The following is a 14,132-nucleotide window of genomic DNA, read 5'->3' on the forward strand; positions in this document are numbered from 1 at the left end:
CTCCTGTCGTTGATGAGCGCGGGTGAACACAAGGGTTCGACGCGCCCAGCATGGGGCGTCCGGCCGCCGGCCATAAGGAGGCATTCTCATGTCAGTCACGAACACGGACGTAACCCCCCAGGCCCTCGGTCCGTGCGGGGACGACGACTGCGGCATCCGCGACGTGCTCGACCGTCTCGGCGACAAGTGGACGGTGCTGGTGGTGGTGGAGCTGACCAAGGGGGTGCGGCGGTTCAGGGAGCTGGAACGGGCGATCCCCGGCATCTCGCAGCGGATGCTGACCCTGACGACCAGGCGGCTGTGCCGGGACGGGCTGGTCGAGCGGACCGCGTACCCCACCGTCCCGCCGCAGGTCGAGTACCGGCTGACGCCGATCGGCCGGAGCCTGGCCGAGACGGTCGAGCGGCTGGCCGACTGGTCCAGGGAGCACAAGGAGGCCATGGAAGCGGCCCGGGAGCGATGGGACGCGAAGTGACGCCCTGTGGTCGCGAGGGGACGTCCGCTTCAGTACGGTTCAGACCACTCTCGCCGTACTCCGCCACGGCGCATGCCTCGGCCAAAGGCGGAGGAGAGACTGAGACGGCGCGGCTAAGCTGGGCTTGACTATTTCGACACGGGGGTCAGGTGCCAAACGACCGGAGTCTTGACGACCGCCGTCGCGAAGCCCTCGCCGCGGTGGCGCCGGGCACACCCCTGCGCGACGGCCTCGAGCGGATCCTGCGCGGGCAGACCGGCGGCCTGATCGTGCTCGGCCACAACAAGACCGTCGAGCGGCTCTGCAGCGGCGGCTTCGAGCTCGACGTGGACTTCTCCGCCACCCGGCTGCGCGAGCTCGCCAAGATGGACGGCGCGATCGTGGTCAGCGGCGACGACAAGATCGTACGCGCCGCCGTCCACCTCGTCCCCGACCCCACCATCCCGACCGACGAGTCCGGCACCCGCCACCGCACCGCCCAGCGCGTGGCCAAGGAGACCGGCCTGCCGATCATCGCGATCAGCAAGTCCATGCGGATCATCGCCCTCTACCTCGACGGCATCCGCTACGTGCTGGAGGAGTCGGCCGCCATCATGTCCAAGGCCAACCAGGCCCTGGCCACCCTTGAGCGCTACAAGCACCGCCTCGACGAGGTGTCCGGCACGCTCTCCGCGCTGGAGATCGAGGACCTGGTGACCGTGCGCGACGTGGCGGCGGTGGCGCAGCGGCTGGAGATGGTGCGACGCATCTCCGACGAGATCAAGGGGTACGTGGTCGAGCTCGGCACCGACGGCCGGCTCCTGTCGCTGCAGCTCGACGAGCTGGTCTCCGGCGTCGACTCCGAGCGGGAGCTGGTGGTGCGCGACTACCTCCCGGCCCCGTCGGGCCGCCGTCAGCGCCGCCTGTCCGACGCCCTGCGCGACCTCGACGCGCTGTCCGGCAACGAGCTGCTCGACCTGACGGTGGTGGCCGGCCTGCTCGGCCACGACGACGGCGAGAAGCTCGACAGCCCGGTCAGCCCGCGCGGCTTCCGCCTGCTGGCCAAGGTGCCCCGCCTGCCCGCCACGGTGGTCGACCGCCTGGTCGACCACTTCGGCAGCCTGCAGAAGCTCCTGGCGGCCAGCATCGACGACCTCCAGGCGGTGGGCGGCGTCGGCGAGTCCCGCGCCCGCAGCGTCAGGGAAGGGCTCTCCCGCCTCGCCGAGTCCTCGATCCTCGAACGCTACGTCTGACCGCCGCGGGACGCGCCGTCCTCCGACGACGCCGGGAAGGTGACGCGGGAGCCGGCCGGCCCGGCTCAGCGCAGGTGGAAGACGCCCTTGGGGCTCTTGTGCTCGCCCATGCGGGCCATCGCCACGTACGTGCCGGGAAGCGCGGGCGGCGGGTCCGCACGGCAGTTGCCGCTGGAGCGGCGGCGGTTCCAGTCGAGGGAGCGGACGTAGGGCACGCCGCGCTCCAGCTCGCGCGTGTCCGTCCCGGAGCCGCTGACGCAGTCGGCGGTGGACCAGATGCGGTCGTCACCCGAGGTGATGCGGATCTCCAGCGCCCGCGGTCCGACGTCGGTCTTGCACATCACGGGCCCGGTGTTGACCACGGTGACGATGAAGTGCGGGCGCGCGCCTCTCGCGTAGATCTCCTGTTTGCCCTGAAGGTGGAGCACCAGGTCGTCCTCCTGGCAGGGCTCGCCGGCGCGCCGGGGGCGGGGGCGGGGGCTTCTGCTCGGGCTGGGCGAGGGTGACGGGCTCGCCGTTCCCGTGGTCAGCGTACGCAGCCCCGCGAGCAGGGGGTCCGTGACCGGGGCCGGACTGGGGGTGGGCTTGGCGTCTGAGCGTTCGGCCGGGCCGCTGGAGCCGGAGCAGGCCCACGCCACCACCGCCACCACGACGAGCACCGCGATGAGCAGGCTCATGCGCCGCCGCCAGTAGACGTCGCCCCCGAGTCCCGGCCCTCCACGCATGGTTTCCGGATCCATGTGGCCAGGATGGGTAACGGGAAGATGACGCGCCGTGACGACACGCCGGACCTTGCCATCTCGTCATACGCTGGGCCGCGTGATCGAGCCGAACCTCCTACACCTTCCCGTTCTGGAGTGGTACGAAAACAACGCCCGGGACCTCCCCTGGCGCGCTCCCGATCGGACACCCTGGGGAGTGCTCGTCAGCGAGATCATGCTGCAGCAGACGCCGGTGGCCCGGGTCCTTCCCGTCTGGCACGAGTGGATGACGCGCTGGCCCACCCCGAAGGCGCTGGCCGCGGAGCCCTCCGGCGAGGCGGTGCGGGCCTGGGGGCGGCTCGGCTACCCGCGCCGGGCGCTGCGCCTGCACGCCTGCGCCACGGCCATCACCGAGCGGCACGACGGCGAGGTCCCGGCCGACCACGCGACCCTGCTCGCCCTGCCCGGGATCGGCGAGTACACCGCCGCGGCGGTCGCGAGCTTCGCGTACGGGGGCCGGCACGCGATCCTGGACACCAACGTGCGACGGGTCTTCGCGCGGGCGGTACGGGCCGAGGAGTATCCTCCGACGGCCACCTCCGCCGCCGAACGCCGCCTCGCGGAGGCGCTCCTGCCCGAGCTGGGCGCCGCCCGCTGGGGGGTGGCGGTGATGGAGCTGGGGGCGCTCGTCTGCACCGCCCGCGCCCCCCGGTGCGAGGGCTGCCCGATCGCGGGGGTGTGCGCCTGGCGGCTGGCCGGCAAGCCCGCGCACGCGGGTCCCGCCCGCAAGGGGCAGACGTACGCGGGCACCGACCGCCAGTGCCGGGGCCGGCTGCTCGCGGTCCTGCGCGCCGCGCACGGGCCGGTGCCGAAGGCGGCGCTGGACGTGGTCTGGGACGACGTCGTGCAGCGCGAGCGGGCCCTTGACGGGCTCGTCGCCGACGGCCTGGCGGAAGTCCTGGAAGACGGCACGTACGGCCTTCCTGCTTGAACTCAGGCCCTCCCGGCGCGCTCCCTCGCGTTCGGCTCTGTCGTTCACCGGGCCCAGGGCAGCGGCATGCGGCTGGTGCCCTCGGGGACGAGGTCGCAGGCGTCCGGGGTGTCGAGCCCGTCCGGGTTGTAGACGCTCACGCCCGCGGGGGCGGCCACGATCGCGGCGAACCCGTGCCGTTCGTCGGCGATGAGCTGTCGCAGCACGTCGGCGGGCAGCACCATGGTGTCGCCGGCCGCGACCTCGACCCGTTCGCCGCCGAGCTGGACGGTGCAGCGGCCCGCCAGCCAGGTCCACACCGACTCGGTGTCGAAGGCGTGCACCGGGCCGGCCGTGCCGGGCCTGGCGTCCACGCGCCACACGGCCTGGCGGGACTCGCCCTGGGTGGGTGAGGCGAGGGTGGTCATGGTCCCGTTGGGCGTCTCGATCCTGCGTGCCCCCGCGTCGCGGATGACGGTCATGGCAGATGCTCCCCTAAGATAGACAACGTCATTGTCCAGATAGTGAACCAGGTTGTCTATCGTGTCAAGCACACCCCCGGGGTTCGAACTCCCGCTCCGCCTCTTCCTGGCCTTCCGGGTGCTCATCGACGAGCTTCACGCCGAGCTGGGCCGTCAGGGGCATCCGGACATCCGGCCCATGCACGGCTTCGTCATGCAGGCCATAGGGCCCGACGGCACGACGGCGGTGGACCTGGGCCGCACGCTCGGCGTCACCAAGCAGGCCGCGGGCAAGACCATCGAGACACTGGAACGCCTCGGCTACGTCGAACGCACCCGCGACCCCGCCGACACCCGCCGCAAGATCGTCCGTCTGACCCCGTACGGCAGGGACGCGCTCGCCCGCTCGGCCGCGATCTTCGACGACCTGCGCGCCCGCTGGGCCGCCGAACTGGGCGAGGACCGGCTTCGGGCGCTGGAGGCCGACCTGCGCAGGATGACCCCTGCCGACCTGTGGCGCCTCGACATTCCGGGCTGGTTCGGCGCCGCGTGAGGCGCCGGACCGTTCCCCCGATCAGGCGGCGAGCTGGAGGCCCAGGCCGGTGAGGCTGGTGCGGGCCCAGTCGAGCTCCTCGGCCAGGAGGGAGACCAGGGCGCCGGGGCCCTTGGCGCGGCCGGGGACCGCCAGGTTGTGGGTCTCGACCTCGATGTGGGCGCTGCCGCTCACCGCGCCCGAGAGCATCGCCGTGAGGGTGTCGTGCAGGACGCTGCCGGTGTTGGGCGCGCCGCCGGTGTGGTGGTGGACGTGGCCGAGCTTGACCACGGGGGCGCCGGTCTTGGCCAGGCCGCGCAGCGCCTCGCCGGCCTCCTCCGAGCCGCCGGCCAGGTGACAGGCGTCGAGGCAGACGCCCAGGTGGTCGGAGTCGATGCCGCGTACCCGCTCCAGCGCCTGCTCCGTGGTCTCCAGCACGCAGCCGGGCCACGGCTCGAAGCCGACCCTGACGGTCTTGCCGGTGACGCTGTGGAGGCCGCGCAGCTCGCGGGCGAGCCGCTCCAGCCGGCGGGTGGCGATGGCCTGCAGGTCGGAGGGCCAGTCGCGGCGCCAGCCGATCGGGATGGTGGAGATGCTGCCGGACTGCACGTCGTCGGGCAGCAGGAAGGCCAGGATCCTGGCCAGCGCCATCGTGTAGCGGTAGCGCTCGGGCTTGGCCCAGTCGGGGCCGGGCGCCTCCTGGTTGCGGCCGCCGGTGCCGTTGAGGCTGACGACCTCCAGGCCGCGCTCCTCAAGGGAACGGCGCAGGCGGACCAGCTCGATGCGGTCGGCGGTGAGATGGTCGGCGACGGCCGGCGAGAGCCACAGGCCGACGCCCATCCGCTCGACGCCGAGCCGCTTGCGCACCGGCACGGCGTAGCGGGTGAGATGGGCGATGAGGTTCTCCAGGTCCTCCGCGGGGTGCACGCCTGCGTTGTAGGCGAGGTGAACGAGCGTTCCGTCATCGTGACGCAGGCGCATCGACTTCCTCCACGACTTTCACTGGTTTCCCTCGCCCGCTGGTGCGCTCCGAGCATCTCGGCTCGTGAGCGTCGCGCGCGTCAGCCCTGGGTTGATTTCCGGCTACTCCCCAGGGAGCAGTCCCGACCGTACGAGTGTGATCTTGTGGATCACTTGGACAGGACTGAGCGAAGCTCTACGCAGTGTAGTACTACTACTCGTGGCGAACCAGTCGTGGCGTCAACGATTCGGCAACGTTTCCAGAGCACGAAAAACCCCCGCGTGCCGGAGCACGCGGGGGTTCTTCGGAACCGTCAGTTCTGGATCGAACCGGCGATGGCGGCCGCGGAGTCGGGCACCTGGGTGACGTTCTCCCCGACGAAGACGAACGTGGCGTCGTCGCCCTCGCCCTCGATGGTCACCTTGACGACCTGCCCCGGACGGAGCTCGCCGTAGAGGATCTTCTCCGACAGCGAGTCCTCCAGCTCGCGCTGGATCGTACGGCGCAGCGGCCGGGCGCCCATGACCGGGTCGTAACCGCGGTCGGCGAGCAGCTGCTTGGCGTCGGGCGAGACCTCGAGCCCCATGTCGCGGTCCTTCAGCCGGTCGGCCACCTGCGCGAGCATCAGATCCACGATCTTGATGATCTCGTTCGGCGTCAGCTGGTGGAAGACCACGATGTCGTCGACGCGGTTGAGGAACTCGGGCCGGAAGTGCTGCTTGAGCTCCTCCTGGACCTTGGCCTTCATCCGCTCGTAGTTGGACTCGGTGTCGTTGGACTTCGCGAACCCGACCCCGATGCCCTTGGAGATGTCACGGGTGCCGAGGTTGGTGGTCATGATGATGACCGTGTTCTTGAAGTCGACCACCCGGCCCTGGGCGTCGGTCAGGCGACCGTCCTCCAGGATCTGCAGCAGCGAGTTGAAGATGTCGGGGTGGGCCTTCTCGATCTCGTCGAACAGGACCACGGAGAACGGCTTGCGCCGCACCTTCTCGGTGAGCTGACCGCCCTCCTCGTAGCCGACGTAGCCGGGAGGCGAGCCGAACAGCCGGGAGACGGTGTGCTTCTCCATGAACTCCGACATGTCCAGGCTGATCAGAGCGTCCTCGTCGCCGAAGAGGAACTCCGCCAGAGCCTTGGACAGCTCGGTCTTACCGACGCCGGAGGGACCCGCGAAGATGAACGAGCCGCCGGGACGCCGCGGGTCCTTCAGACCGGCGCGGGTGCGCCGGATGGACCGCGACAGGCCCTTGATGGCGTCGTCCTGGCCGATGATCCGCTTGTGGAGCTCGTCCTCCATGCGGAGCAGGCGCTGCGACTCCTCCTCGGTCAGCTTGAAGACCGGGATGCCGGTGGCGGTGGCCAGGACCTCGGCGATGAGCTCCTCGGTCACCTCGGCCACGACGTCCATGTCGCCGGCCTTCCACTCCTTCTCCCGCCGCTCGCGCTTGAGCTGGAGCTGCTTCTCCTGGTCGCGGAGGGCAGCCGCCTTCTCGAAGTCCTGCGCGTCGATCGCGGACTCCTTGTCACGGCGGACGTTGGCGATCTTCTCGTCGTACTCGCGCAGGTCCGGCGGCGCGGTCATGCGGCGGATGCGCATCCGCGAGCCGGCCTCGTCGATGAGGTCGATCGCCTTGTCGGGCAGGTAGCGGTCGCTGATGTAGCGGTCGGCCAGCTGCGCGGCGGCCACCAGCGCGCCGTCGGTGATGGACACGCGGTGGTGCGCCTCGTAGCGGTCGCGCAGGCCCTTGAGGATCTCGATCGTGTGGCTGAGCGACGGCTCGGCCACCTGGATCGGCTGGAAGCGGCGCTCCAGCGCGGCGTCCTTCTCGAGGTACTTGCGGTACTCGTCGAGAGTCGTGGCGCCGATGGTCTGCAGCTCGCCGCGGGCCAGCATGGGCTTGAGGATGCTGGCGGCGTCGATCGCGCCCTCGGCGGCGCCCGCACCCACGAGCGTGTGGAGCTCGTCGATGAACAGGATGATGTCGCCGCGGGTGCGGATCTCCTTGAGCACCTTCTTGAGGCGCTCCTCGAAGTCGCCGCGGTAGCGGGAGCCGGCGACCAGGGCGCCGAGGTCAAGCGTGTAGAGCTGCTTGTCCTTCAGCGTCTCGGGCACCTCGCCCCTGACGATCTTCTGCGACAGGCCCTCGACGACGGCGGTCTTGCCGACGCCGGGCTCGCCGATGAGAACGGGGTTGTTCTTGGTCCTCCGGGAGAGGACCTGCATGACCCGCTCGATCTCCTTCTCGCGGCCGATGACCGGATCCAGCTTGCCCTCGCGGGCGGCCTGGGTCAGGTTGCGGCCGAACTGGTCGAGCACCAGGGAGGTGGACGGGGCCGACTCCTGGGGGCCGCCCGCGGCGGCCGGCTCCTTGCCCTGGTAACCGTGGAGCAGCTGGATCACCTGCTGCCGGACCCGGTTGAGATCAGCTCCAAGCTTGACCAGCACCTGGGCGGCCACACCCTCACCCTCGCGGATGAGCCCGAGCAGGATGTGCTCGGTGCCGATGTAGTTGTGACCCAGCTGCAAAGCCTCACGGAGCGACAGCTCGAGGACCTTCTTGGCCCGCGGGGTGAAGGGAATGTGCCCCGACGGAGCCGACTGGCCCTGGCCGATGATCTCCTCGACCTGCTGACGCACGCCCTCAAGGCTGATGCCGAGGCTCTCCAGAGCCTTGGCGGCCACGCCCTCACCTTCGTGGATCAAACCAAGAAGAATGTGCTCAGTGCCGATGTAGTTGTGGTTGAGCATCCTGGCCTCTTCTTGGGCCAGGACGACAACACGCCTCGCTCGGTCGGTGAACCTCTCGAACATCTCGTCGCTCCTCACAGAGCGGTCAGTCAGGCCGGTAAGTCCGGTCCCGTCATCCCGCATGCTAGCCCTGGCTCGGCGAACCGTGCCCTCTGCCGCTGACACGCTCTATAGCACAGAGCGTTCCCCGAGAGCAGGGCGTTCACCCTCCATCCAACTATGGTTCGGGGGTGACGTGTTCCCGATACGCCGCAAGCGAACGATGTTTTGGACGCCTGGGTGCTACGGCTCTAATTCGCCGCCGGCGGCGCTGACAGATCACACGGAAAGGGCGAAGAGGGACGCCCGGCGGGCCGGCCCTTGGGGCGGGTCGTCGCCCGTCGTCACGCCCATGCGTCCTGGACGCCGCTTCCGCATCTCTTGCTCCTGTCATGGTATGCGGCGATGCAAACGCGGGCCAAGCGGATGTGGAACGCATCACTCAGGGCGAAATCCGGTCTGGTCAGCGGCGTTACCAGAGTGGCCGGATCGCCCGGCCGGGCAGGCGGGACTGCCGGTGTGGGGCGGGCGCGGGGAGGCCGGACACAGAGATGGGACCCCAGATCGCCCGAAAGCGCTGGAGTCCCGTCATCCCCGACAAAACCGCCAAAAGCACGCGCTCGACGGTTCGATGCGAAGACCCAAATGCCCATTTATCAGGCAAATCCAAGATCACCGGATCGACGTCCAGGATCGGGTTCGCCTTTGACGATCATGCGCTTATGGCGGCCGCCGGGGTCCTTAGGCGAACGGCATAAGCGCATGGTCAGCCGCGGCTCGCTTTAGTGGGCCGCTTCGTACTTCTCGACGACGGTGGAGGCGATCCGGCCTCGCTCGCTGACGGGCAGGCCGTGAGCCTTGGCCCACTGCCTGATCTCGGCGCTCTTCTCGCGGCTCATCGCCCGCTGGCCGCCACGGCCGCGACGACGCGTGGGGACGGCTCCCGACCTGCGGGCGTGCTGCACGAAAGGCGTGAGAGCGTCCCTCAGCTTCTTGGCGTTAACGTCGCTGAGGTCAATCTCATAGGAAGAGCCGTCAATAGCGAAGCTGACCGTCTCATTGGCCTCGCCCCCATCGAGGTCATCGATGAGAATCTCCTGGATCTGCTTGGCCATCTACGCAATCCTTTCCGGAGCATTGTTTCATTCGCTCGCCCAAACATATACCCGGAAAGACGTTAAGACAATTCAGCTCAGCTACGATTCTGCTGAGTCACCGATCAGTGGCTGTTCTCGGCCTGATCCTGCCGGTTTGGCCGTCGCCCCGGACCCTCGGCGCGCACCAACTTGACCACCCCAAAGATGAAGGCTCCCCCCACCACGACCGGCGGGATGAGCGCGGACAATACCTCTCCCAGAACTTGCATTCGTCCTCGCCTCCACAGCGGACGGGGGTTTCCTGGCGCTTAATACACGCGCGGTGCGGCGGCACGGCTTGACCGTGCCGGTGTCGCCGTAGCCCGGCAACCTTCGCACCTCATACCATAGCGGCACACAGATGCCCATAGCGTGTCAGGGGCATCAACATCCGGCAACCCGGACGCCCCATAGCCTAATGGCAGTCTCTCCAGGCGTCTTACCGGATCTCCACCAAGTTTCCTGAAAAGCGGCTCCCGGTCTTGCCCCGCTCAGGAATGATCTTTAACCACGAGTGTCCCGGCCAGCCTGTCATGCGGCCCACGCTGCAGCGGCTTGTCCATCAGGATCAGCAGGCCGACCGCGAACACGAACATTCCGGCCAGCAGATTGAGCACCGGAATGCCCATCACGATGGCCGGGGCCGGATAGCCGAGCACCCGTTTCCACGCGTCACGCGACCCCAGCGGGGCCGGCTCCACCCGAATGCGCATGATCGCCTTGCCGAACGTGCGCCCGCCCCGGAAAAGGGTGACCCAGTCGTAGACCGTATAACCCAGCCCCGCCAACACCCACGCGAACACGCCGGGCAATCGGCCCCCGAACAGCTCCAGCACCCCGACAGTCCGGAAGATCCCCCATAGCGCGATGAACAGAATGTAATAGAACACCCCGAACACGAGCGCTTCAATGAGCCGGGCGACGAGGCGTTCCCACCATTCCGCGGGCACCGGATCCGCCCGCGGCGGTGTCGCGGCCATAACCTCACCTCGCCCCATCAGTGTCCCCCGACCGTTCCCATTCTGGTACGGAGCACACACGAAAACAGGGGCCGGTGGATCACCGGCCCCTGTTTTCCGGACTGCCCGGTTACTTGATCTTCACCACGACCGTGCCGGCGAACTTGTCCGCGAACGTCTGCTGCAGCGGCTTGTCCCACAGATGCGAGATGGCGTTGACCAGCACCGCGATCGAGCCGAGCCAGCCGAGGAACGGGATGCCGGCGAGGAGGTAGCCGCCCCACGTGACCCCGGCCCGCTTCAGCGCCACGCCGCTGGGCAGGCCGCCGGGCGGCAGGGCCTGACCGACGGGCACGACCTTGATCCCCATGACCAGCTTGCCGAGCGTCTGCCCGTTCGCCTTGGTCATGAAGAACTCGTAGGCGACATAGAGGCCACCGGCGACGAGCCAGAGCAACAGGCTGCCGATGATCGAGGTGAAGTAGCCGCTCGAGATGCCCGCCGCCGAGTTGTACGAGGCGAACAGCAGGCTCAAGAAGATGAAGTTCAGCACACCGTAGACCACGCCGAAGATGACGAAGTCGACGAGGCGGGCCACCAGCCGCTGCCACCACTCCGCCAGCGGCGCCGGGGCGCCCGGAGGCTGGAGGCCGACCGGCTGGCCGTACGCCTGCCCGTAACCGGGCTGGCCGTAGCCCTGCTGCGCGTACTGCGGCTGCTGCCCGTAACCGGGCTGACCATAGCCGGGCTGGCCGGCGCCGGGCTGCCCGTACTGGGGCTGCTGACCGTACTGCGGCTGACCGTACTGCGGCTGGCCGTAGCCCGGCTGCGACTGCGGCTGCTGCCCGTACGGGGCCTGACCGTAGTCGGGCTGGGACTGCGGCTGCTGCCCGTACTGCGGCTGACCGTAGTCGGGCTGGGACGCGCCCTGCTGACCGTAGCCCTGGCCGTAACCCTGCTGGCCCGAGGCAGGCTGCTGGCCGTACTGCGGCTGGCCGTAGCCCGGCTGCGACTGCGGCTGCTGCCCGTACGGGGCCTGACCGTAGTCGGGCTGCGACTGCGGCTGCTGCCCGTACTGCGGCTGACCGTAGTCAGGCTGGGACGCGCCCTGCTGACCGTAACCCTGGCCCTGCTGGCCCGAGGCGGCCTGCTGGCCGTACCCCTGCTGGCCCGAGGCGGGCTGCTGGCCGTAGCCCTGCTGGCCGTAGTCGGGCTGCTGCCCATACTGCGGCTGCTGGCCGTAGCCGGGCTGGGAGGCGCCCTGCTGGCCGTAGCCCTGCTGACCCGGCTGCCCGTACTGCTGCTGGCCGTACTGCTGCTGCCCGTGCTGCTGCTGGCCGTAGCCCTGCTGGCCGTACTGGCCCTGGCCGTAGGGGTCGTCGGCCCGATAGCCAACGACCGTCGCGTCGGGATCCTCGCCTTGAGGGCGTCCCGGGTTATGCCCGTATCCAGGATGATTCTCTCCGGAGTCATCCTGCGGATACGGCGGCTGTCCGGTGCTCACCGTGTCACCTCGCTTCGCGTGCGCATGTGGCACATGTCAGGGCACATGCCTGTCCTGGACAACGTATCGACATGGCTATCAACAATCACCTTTTCTGTCAGTCAAGATCCGCATCACCCGAGGTCAGGTGAAGCAACATCCTGGTGTTGCCCAGGGTGTTCGGCTTGACGTGTTCCAGGTCCAGGAACTCGGCCACGCCCTCGTCGTACGAGGCCAGGAGTTCCGCGTAGACCTCGGGCGAGACGGGGGTGCCCTGGATCTCACGAAATCCGTGTCTCGCGAAGAAGTCGACCTCGAATGTGAGGCAGAATACGCGGCGCAACCCGAGTTCTTTGGCCGTGTCGATGAGGGCCGCGACGATCCTGTGCCCGATCGCCAGCCCGCGCGCCTCCGGGTGCACCGCCACGGTGCGGATCTCCGCGAGGTCCTCCCAGAGCACGTGCAGCGCCCCGCAGCCCACGACCCTGCCGTCGCGCTCGGCCACCCAGAACTCCTGCACGTCCTCGTACAGGGTGACGGCGGCCTTCTCCAGCAGCCGGGGACCGGCTCCCGCGTAGGTGTCCACCAGGAGTTTGATGGCTCTGACGTCGGGCGTCCTGGCACGCCGGACGAGGACCTCCGTCTCGGGAAGGGGACGTTCGGCGAGCTGCTCCATGGCTCTCCAGAGTACCGATTGCGATTACGGCTCACCCCAAACCCGGGACTTCCGCCCCACTTGTGAGGTCGCGTGGCTGAACGAAGCGCTCCTGGCCGCCGCAGGTTCACCCCTGCGCCAAGTAACCACAAAGAGGACAGAAAGTCTTTGCCGTCACGGGGTTTCCGAGATCACCCTGTGACCCGTCAGTTGTGAAACCTCTACAGAGTCGGCAGTTCCGGTTGAGCAGGAACCCGGGGTGCATTAGTGTCCAGCGTCGATGTCCCCGCGCACGCGGCGCGGAGACGCGCCCAATCCCCGCAAGGGGAACCGGGGATCCGCCGGCGGCGATCAGGCAGCGCCGCCAGGGGTGAATCCGGGCACCTCGCTCGGTAGGGCTGCTCCGGCCCGAACCCGTCAGCTAACCCGGTCGGCGCCCACGGAAGGAGCTTTGATCGGTGAAGCGCACGCGCGACCGCAGGGGGAGCGCCGAGGGCGGGCCCGCCCGCCCCCCGGAACGGACCGGCAACGGCCTGAGGCTGATCGTCGCGGCCGCCGTCCTCGCCGCCCTGATGCTCGCCGTCCCAGCCGGTCCCGCCACAGCCGACCCCAAGCCCTCGCTCAAGGAGCTCTCCGAGCAGGTCGAGAAGATGCACCTGGAGATCGAGACGCTCACCGAGCAGTACAACGGGCAGCGCGAGAAGCTCAAGACCGCCAGGAAGGCCGTCGAGAACGCCGAGAAGAGGCTCGCCACCAGCGAGGCCGAGCTGGCCGCCAAGAGGACGAAGATGACGCTGCTGGTCGAGGCCGAGTACATGTCGGGCGGCCTCAACCGGACGCTCGCCTTCGCCGGCGGCGGCGACCCCGACACCTACCTCGACCGCGCGGCCACCACCTACGCGCTGCGCCGGCAGCAGAGCGAGGAGGTGCTGAAGCTCACCAAGGCGATGGACGCCGCAGAACGCGCCAGGGCAGGCGCCAGGAAGCGCATCGACGAGGTCGACCAGATCGTCGAGGACCTCGGCGCCAAGCGCGACCGCATCTCCGCCCTCGTCACCAGGGTCGAGAGCCGACTCTTCCAGCGCGCGCTCGGCGAGGCCGGCCGCCCCGGGACCCGGGCCGTCAGGGTGAACCTGCCCATCCCCGGCGACGGCAAGGCCGCCCAGGCCGCCCGCTGGGCCCTCACCCAGCAGCTCAAGCCGTACGTCTGGGGCGCAGAAGGCCCCAACGGCTACGACTGCTCCGGCCTGGTCATGGCCGCCTACCAGCGCGTCGGGATCTCGCTGCCGCACTACACCGGCGAGCAGTGGACCGCGGGCAGGCACATCTCGCGGGAGGAGCTGCGCCCCGGCGACCTGGTCTTCTTCTACAGCGACCTGCACCACGTGGGCATCTACCTCGGCGGCGGCATGATGGTGCACGCCCCGCGGACCGGTGACGTCGTCCGCATCGCCTCCATAGCGCGGCGCCCCTACGCCGGCGCGGTGCGCATCGCCGACTGATCATCGGGATCAGCCGGCGCGCTCGATCGACCGGCGCTGGAAAGGCGGCGCGCTAGATCAACTGGCGGCGCGCCGCCCAGGCCACGGCCTCGATCGCCGTGGCCACCCCGATCCGGTCGCAGATGCCCCTCAATCTTCGGCGCACCGTGCGGCCGCTGCAGTCGAGGCGGCGCCCCACGCGATCCACGGTGACGCCTCTGGCAAGCTCTGCCAGCAACGCCAGGTCTGCATGGCTCAGTTCGACGTTTTCACTGAGCACATCCATCGGGAGCCC

Annotated in this window: 14 protein-coding genes and 1 riboswitch; of the genes, 5 read left to right on the forward strand and 9 right to left on the reverse strand. The window is 69.2% G+C overall.

From position 1 onward, the window contains the following. Positions 1-88: 88 nt before the first annotated feature. Together ACQEUU_RS01765 and disA are read left to right on the forward strand one after the other, a co-directional pair. Positions 89-475, forward strand: coding sequence for a winged helix-turn-helix transcriptional regulator (locus ACQEUU_RS01765; protein WP_433059333.1), 387 nt, complete (start codon positions 89-91; stop codon positions 473-475). A 149-nt stretch (positions 476-624) separates the two neighbouring features. After that, a complete protein-coding gene (disA, locus tag ACQEUU_RS01770) occupies positions 625-1,707 on the forward strand; it encodes a DNA integrity scanning diadenylate cyclase DisA (protein ID WP_433059336.1) in 1,083 nt (360 codons plus the stop codon). Positions 1,708-1,772: 65 nt separating this feature from the next. On the opposite strand, the gene ACQEUU_RS01775 is transcribed toward disA, so the two are convergent. After that, positions 1,773-2,447 (reverse strand): hypothetical protein, encoded by a 675-nt coding sequence (locus ACQEUU_RS01775; RefSeq protein ID WP_433059339.1) that lies wholly within the window; start codon positions 2,445-2,447, stop codon positions 1,773-1,775. Between the two features lie 196 nt (positions 2,448-2,643). Between ACQEUU_RS01775 and ACQEUU_RS01780 the strand changes: the two genes are divergently transcribed. After that, positions 2,644-3,399 carry an A/G-specific adenine glycosylase gene (locus tag ACQEUU_RS01780; protein WP_433071698.1) on the forward strand — a complete coding sequence of 252 codons (756 nt, stop codon included), beginning with the start codon at positions 2,644-2,646 and terminating at the stop codon, positions 3,397-3,399. A 44-nt stretch (positions 3,400-3,443) separates the two neighbouring features. Here the strand turns inward: ACQEUU_RS01780 and ACQEUU_RS01785 are convergent, their stop codons facing one another. After that, entirely contained in the window at positions 3,444-3,860 is a 417-nt protein-coding gene (locus ACQEUU_RS01785; RefSeq protein WP_433059342.1) for a cupin domain-containing protein, read from the reverse strand. Positions 3,861-3,921: 61 nt separating this feature from the next. Between ACQEUU_RS01785 and ACQEUU_RS01790 the strand changes: the two genes are divergently transcribed. Beyond that, positions 3,922-4,392 carry a MarR family winged helix-turn-helix transcriptional regulator gene (locus tag ACQEUU_RS01790; protein WP_433059345.1) on the forward strand — a complete coding sequence of 157 codons (471 nt, stop codon included), beginning with the start codon at positions 3,922-3,924 and terminating at the stop codon, positions 4,390-4,392. A gap of 21 nt (positions 4,393-4,413) precedes the next feature. On the opposite strand, the gene ACQEUU_RS01795 is transcribed toward ACQEUU_RS01790, so the two are convergent. The 6 genes from ACQEUU_RS01795 to ACQEUU_RS01820 form a co-directional block, all read right to left on the reverse strand. After that, on the reverse strand, positions 4,414-5,352 hold the full coding sequence (locus ACQEUU_RS01795; protein ID WP_433059348.1) for a sugar phosphate isomerase/epimerase family protein: 939 nt from the start codon (positions 5,350-5,352) through the stop codon (positions 4,414-4,416). Positions 5,353-5,645: 293 nt separating this feature from the next. Next, positions 5,646-8,147 (reverse strand): ATP-dependent Clp protease ATP-binding subunit, encoded by a 2,502-nt coding sequence (locus ACQEUU_RS01800; protein WP_433059351.1) that lies wholly within the window; start codon positions 8,145-8,147, stop codon positions 5,646-5,648. A gap of 758 nt (positions 8,148-8,905) precedes the next feature. Next, positions 8,906-9,238 carry a histone-like nucleoid-structuring protein Lsr2 gene (locus ACQEUU_RS01805; RefSeq protein ID WP_433059354.1) on the reverse strand — a complete coding sequence of 111 codons (333 nt, stop codon included), beginning with the start codon at positions 9,236-9,238 and terminating at the stop codon, positions 8,906-8,908. Between the two features lie 512 nt (positions 9,239-9,750). Then, positions 9,751-10,239: an RDD family protein gene (locus ACQEUU_RS01810; RefSeq protein ID WP_433059357.1), complete on the reverse strand. Its 489-nt coding sequence runs from the start codon at positions 10,237-10,239 to the stop codon at positions 9,751-9,753. A gap of 109 nt (positions 10,240-10,348) precedes the next feature. Next, the gene (locus ACQEUU_RS01815) at positions 10,349-11,722 is read right to left on the reverse strand and encodes an RDD family protein (RefSeq protein WP_433059360.1); all 1,374 of its coding nucleotides are present in this window, start codon (positions 11,720-11,722) and stop codon (positions 10,349-10,351) included. 97 nt (positions 11,723-11,819) lie between these two features. Beyond that, entirely contained in the window at positions 11,820-12,377 is a 558-nt protein-coding gene (locus tag ACQEUU_RS01820; RefSeq protein ID WP_433059362.1) for an amino-acid N-acetyltransferase, read from the reverse strand. A gap of 277 nt (positions 12,378-12,654) precedes the next feature. Then, positions 12,655-12,807, forward strand: a riboswitch (cyclic di-AMP (ydaO/yuaA leader). A gap of 7 nt (positions 12,808-12,814) precedes the next feature. Between ACQEUU_RS01820 and ACQEUU_RS01825 the strand changes: the two genes are divergently transcribed. Beyond that, the gene (locus ACQEUU_RS01825; protein WP_433059365.1) at positions 12,815-13,858 is read left to right on the forward strand and encodes an NlpC/P60 family protein; all 1,044 of its coding nucleotides are present in this window, start codon (positions 12,815-12,817) and stop codon (positions 13,856-13,858) included. A 52-nt stretch (positions 13,859-13,910) separates the two neighbouring features. Here ACQEUU_RS01825 and ACQEUU_RS01830 read toward each other — a convergent pair whose 3' ends face one another. After that, the gene (locus tag ACQEUU_RS01830) at positions 13,911-14,123 is read right to left on the reverse strand and encodes a LuxR family transcriptional regulator (protein WP_393408367.1); all 213 of its coding nucleotides are present in this window, start codon (positions 14,121-14,123) and stop codon (positions 13,911-13,913) included. Positions 14,124-14,132 lie beyond the last annotated feature (9 nt).

It is taken from the genome of Nonomuraea sp. CA-218870 (assembly GCF_050936535.1).
GTDB classification, from domain to species: Bacteria; Actinomycetota; Actinomycetes; order Streptosporangiales; family Streptosporangiaceae; genus Nonomuraea; species Nonomuraea corallina.